Annotated in this window: 3 protein-coding genes and 2 pseudogenes; 2 read left to right on the top strand and 3 right to left on the bottom strand. The window is 65.0% G+C overall.

Annotation, left to right across the window (positions count from 1 at the left end):
- Nucleotides 1-1,052 (top strand): S-(hydroxymethyl)glutathione dehydrogenase/class III alcohol dehydrogenase (locus N181_RS05870; RefSeq protein ID WP_060563295.1); only part of this gene is annotated, 1,052 nt, incomplete at its 5' end.
- A pseudogene (locus N181_RS34615) lies at nt 1,049-1,177 on the top strand (S-formylglutathione hydrolase); the annotation flags it as partial. The gene N181_RS05870 and the pseudogene N181_RS34615, both read left to right, overlap by 4 nt.
- A 107-nt stretch (nt 1,178-1,284) precedes the next feature.
- Here N181_RS34615 and N181_RS05865 read toward each other — a convergent pair.
- The 3 genes and pseudogenes from N181_RS05865 to N181_RS05855 form a co-directional block, all read right to left on the bottom strand.
- Nucleotides 1,285-2,358, bottom strand: a complete 1,074-nt coding sequence (locus N181_RS05865; protein WP_037432809.1) for an alcohol dehydrogenase family protein — start codon at nt 2,356-2,358, stop codon at nt 1,285-1,287.
- 11 nt (nt 2,359-2,369) lie between these two features.
- Nucleotides 2,370-3,746, bottom strand: coding sequence for an aspartate aminotransferase family protein (locus N181_RS05860; RefSeq protein ID WP_060563294.1), 1,377 nt, complete (start codon nt 3,744-3,746; stop codon nt 2,370-2,372).
- A 23-nt stretch (nt 3,747-3,769) separates the two neighbouring features.
- Nucleotides 3,770-4,168, bottom strand: a pseudogene (locus N181_RS05855) (aldehyde dehydrogenase family protein); the annotation flags it as partial.
- Between the last annotated feature and the right edge of the window lie 42 nt (nt 4,169-4,210).

Here is a 4,210-nt window from a genome sequence, read left to right as displayed (position 1 = left end):
GGGCCGGCGAGGTGCTGGTCGAGGTCAAGGCGACCGGCATCTGCCATACCGACGATTTCACCCTGTCGGGCGCCGACCCGGAAGGGCTGTTCCCGGCCATCCTCGGCCATGAGGGGGCCGGCATCGTCGTCGATGTCGGTCCGGGCGTCACCTCGGTCAGGAAGGGCGACCACGTCATTCCGCTCTATACGCCGGAGTGCCGCGCCTGCCCGTCCTGCCTGTCGCGCAAGACCAACCTCTGTACCGCGATCCGCGCCACGCAGGGCCAGGGCGTCATGCCGGACGGCTCGTCGCGCTTTTCGATCGGCAAGGACAAGATCCACCACTATATGGGCTGCTCGACCTTTTCGAACTTCACCGTCTTGCCGGAGATTGCCGTCGCCAAGGTCAACCCGGACGCGCCGTTCGACAAGATCTGCTACATCGGCTGCGGCGTCACCACCGGCATCGGTGCGGTGATCAACACCGCCAAGGTGGAGATGGGCGCCACGGCGGTCGTCTTCGGCCTCGGCGGCATCGGCCTCAACGTCATCCAGGGACTTCGCCTTGCCGGGGCCGACATGATCATCGGCGTCGACCTGAACAACGACAAGAAGGAATGGGGCGAACGCTTCGGCATGACCCACTTCGTCAACCCGACGGAGGTCGGCGACGACATCGTCGCCTATCTCGTCAACATGACGAAGCGCGGCGCCGACCAGATCGGCGGCGCCGACTACACCTTCGACTGCACCGGCAATGTGAAGGTGATGCGCCAGGCGCTCGAGGCCTCGCATCGCGGCTGGGGCAAGTCGGTGGTGATCGGCGTGGCCGGCGCCGGCCAGGAGATATCGACGCGGCCGTTCCAGCTGGTCACCGGCCGCAGCTGGATGGGCACCGCCTTCGGCGGCGCGCGTGGCCGCACCGACGTGCCGAAGATCGTCGACTGGTACCTGGAGGGCAAGATCGAGATCGATCCGATGATCACCCACACCATGGCCCTCGACGACATCAACAAGGGCTTCGAGCTGATGCATTCGGGCGAAAGCATCAGGAGCGTGGTGGTCTACTGACCTTTCCGGTCTTCGTGCCGCCGCAAGCCACGGAACGCCCGTGCCCTTCGGTCTGGTCCCTGTCGGGACCGACCTGCACCCATGCCAACGTCATGGAAAAGGGCGAGTACCGGCGGCTGGCCGCCGGTACTCGCGCGTGCTTCGGGGTAGTGACATAGCTTTTCTCGCTGGGGTAGGCGGGGGCCCGTTTCCACTCTGGGCGAGGGGAAACGGGCCGGCTCTCTCGGCCGCGTCAATCCGGTACGACCACGAGCTTGCCGACGAAGTTCTTCGCCATGAAATCCGTCTGTGCCCGGTGGAATTCCGACAAGGGATAGATGCCGCCGACAAGCGGACGGATCTTCTTATCCTCGATATAGCGCACCAGCCGCCGAAAATCGGCGCGGCTGCCCTGGCTCGATCCATGCAGTTCCAATTGCTTCAGATACATCGTCCTGAGATCGAGCTCGACGACCGGACCGGCGATGGCGCCGGCGGTGGTGTAGCGGCCTTCGGGCCGCAGGATCTTCAAAAGATCATTGAAGAGGGGCCCGCCGACGAGGTCAGCGACGACGTCGATCGGCTCGCCGCGCACGGCCTCGTTTACGGCCCCGACGAGGTCGCCCTGGCCACGGGTCACGACAGCTTCGGCGCCGATTTCGAGGATGGCGGCTTCCTTGGCCGGACCGGCAACGGCGATCGGAATGGCGCCGCGGGCGCGGGCGAGCTGGATGATCGCCGAGCCGACGCCGCCGGAGGCGCCGGTCACCAGGATGCGTTCGCCGACCGCAAGCCGCGCCCGTTCCAGCATCCGTTCACCGGTCAGATAGGCGCAGCAGAAGGTCGCGAGCTCGACATCGGTCAGGTCGGTCGCCACCACATGGGCGTTTTCGGCCGGCAGCGCCATGTATTCGGCATAGCCGCCGTCGCGGCCGTGACCCATATAGTCGATGTCGGCCAGGCTGTCGTCGTCGCGGTTGTAGATCGAGAAATCGACCATGACGCGCTCGCCGATGCGGGTCTGGTCGACGCCGTGGCCTACGGCGACGATGTGGCCGACGGTATCCGTGCCCTGGATGCGCGGGAAGGTCAGCGTGTTGCCGTGGCGCCGCCAGGTCGAGACGGCGGACGGATCGTCCTCGGTGCCATAGGCCCCTTGGCGCACCCAGACGTCAGTGTTGTTCATGCCGCAGGCGGTGACCTTGACCAGAACCTCGCCTGGAGCCGGAGTCGGGACGGGCACCTCGCGGCTGTAGACGAGCTTGTCCAGCCCGCCGTGGCCGATGAGCTGCACGGCCGCCATGGTCTTCGGAACGGGATGCATCATGATCCTCTCCTTCAACGGCCGAGTACCGACTGGATCGCGTCGGCTGCCGCCTTGACGACGATGTCGGCTTCCTCGCGCGTCAGGCAGAGCGGCGGGGCAAAGCCGAGGATATCGCCCTGCGGCATGGCGCGGCCGATGACGCCGCGCTCAAGGAGTGCTGCGGCCACCTGCGGCCCGATCTTCCGCGCCGGATCGAAGAACTTGCGGTCGTCCCTGTCCTCGACGAACTCGACGGCGGCCATCAGCCCGTCGCCGCGCACCTCGCCGACATGGCGATGCTCGCCGACGGCCTTTTCGAGTTCTGCCCGAAAATAGGCACCCGTCGAACTGGCGTTCTCGACGATGCCGAGCTCGTCGATCAGTTCGAGATTGGCGATGCCGGCGGCAGCACAGATCGGGTGCGCCGAATAGGTCCAGCCATGGCCGATCGCACCAAGCTCGTCCGAGCCTTTGACCAGCACCTGCCAGATCTTGTCCGAAACGATCGTGCCGGAAAGCGGCGCGTAAGCCGAGGTCAGCCCCTTGGCAATGGTGATGAGGTCCGGCTTGATGCCATAGTGGTCGGAGCCGAACATGGTGCCGAGACGGCCGAAGCCGGTCACGACCTCATCGGCGACGAGCAGAATATCGTATTTCTGAAGCACGGCCTGGATCTTCTGCCAGTAGTCCTTGGGCGGCGGCACGATGCCGCCGGTGCCGAGGATCGGCTCGCCGATGAAGGCGGCAACGGTGTCCGGCCCCTCGGCGAGGATCATCTCTTCCAGCTTGTCGGCACAATATTGCGAGAACTGCTCCTCGCTCATGGCGCGGTCCGGACGGCGGAAGTAATAGGGTGCTTCCGTGTGCAGGATCGGCGCGCGCGGCAGGTCGAAGGCGTTGTGGAAGAGGTGCAGACCCGTCAGAGAGCCGGTCATCACGCCCGAGCCGTGATAGCCGCGCCAGCGCGAGATGATCTTCTTCTTCTCCGTCCGGCCGAGAATATTGTTGTAGTACCAGATCAGCTTGATGTTGGTTTCGTTGGCGTCCGAACCGGAAAGCCCGAAATAGACGCGGCTCATGCCTTGCGGCGCCCGATCGATGATCATCTTAGCAAGCCGGATCGAGGCTTCCGTGCCGTGGCCGACATAGGCGTGGTAGTAGGCGAGGTCCCTTGCCTGCTCGGCAATCGCGTCGGCGATCTTCTGGCGGCCATAGCCGACATTGACGCAATACAGGCCGGCAAAGGCATCGAGGCTGCGCTTGCCGGCAATATCGGTGATGTAGACGCCTTCGCCGCCGCCGATGACGCGCGTCGGGCTCTCGCCGCGCGCATGCATGCCCATATGCGTCGAGGGATGGAAGAAGTGGTCGCGGTCCCAGGCGGTGAGTTCGTTGCTTCTTTCGAGCATGGTGTTTCCTTTCATGAATTCGGTCAGGCGGCGGTGTCGATGCAGAGATATTTGAGCTCGGTGAAAGCCTCCATGCCGTGGCGCGAGCCCTCGCGACCGAGGCCCGACTGCTTCCAGCCGCCGAAGGGGATCGGCCCGCCGGTGATCTTCACGCGGTTGATCGCCACCATGCCGTATTCGAGGGCCCGGGCGAGCCGCATCTGGCGGGCGCCATTCTCGGTGACGACATAGGCGACCAGCCCGTATTCGGTGTCGTTCGCCCGGCCGATCACCTCGTCTTCAGTGTCGAAGGCGGTGACGGCCGCGACCGGGCCGAACGTCTCCTCGCGCATGATGAGCGCATCGTCAGGCACATCGGACAGCAACGTGGGCTGGAAGAAGAGCGATCCGGCTTGCTGGCGCTTGCCGCCGATAGCGAGTCGGCGCTGAAAAACCTCTCAACGCCCTGCAATTAGGGGATTCCC

Source organism: Sinorhizobium fredii USDA 205 (assembly GCF_001461695.1).
GTDB classification, from domain to species: domain Bacteria; phylum Pseudomonadota; class Alphaproteobacteria; order Rhizobiales; family Rhizobiaceae; genus Sinorhizobium; species Sinorhizobium fredii.
The sequence above is the reverse complement of the archived record's forward strand: the minus strand, read 5'-3'. Positions and strand labels throughout refer to the sequence as shown.

Bases quoted from the DNA above. Each gene is read 5' to 3' on its own strand.
- N181_RS05860 (WP_060563294.1), bottom strand. From the start codon at position 3,746: ATGCTCGAAAGAAGCAACGAACTCACCGCCTGGGACCGCGACCACTTC.
- N181_RS05865 (WP_037432809.1), bottom strand. From the start codon at position 2,358: ATGATGCATCCCGTTCCGAAGACCATGGCGGCCGTGCAGCTCATCGGC.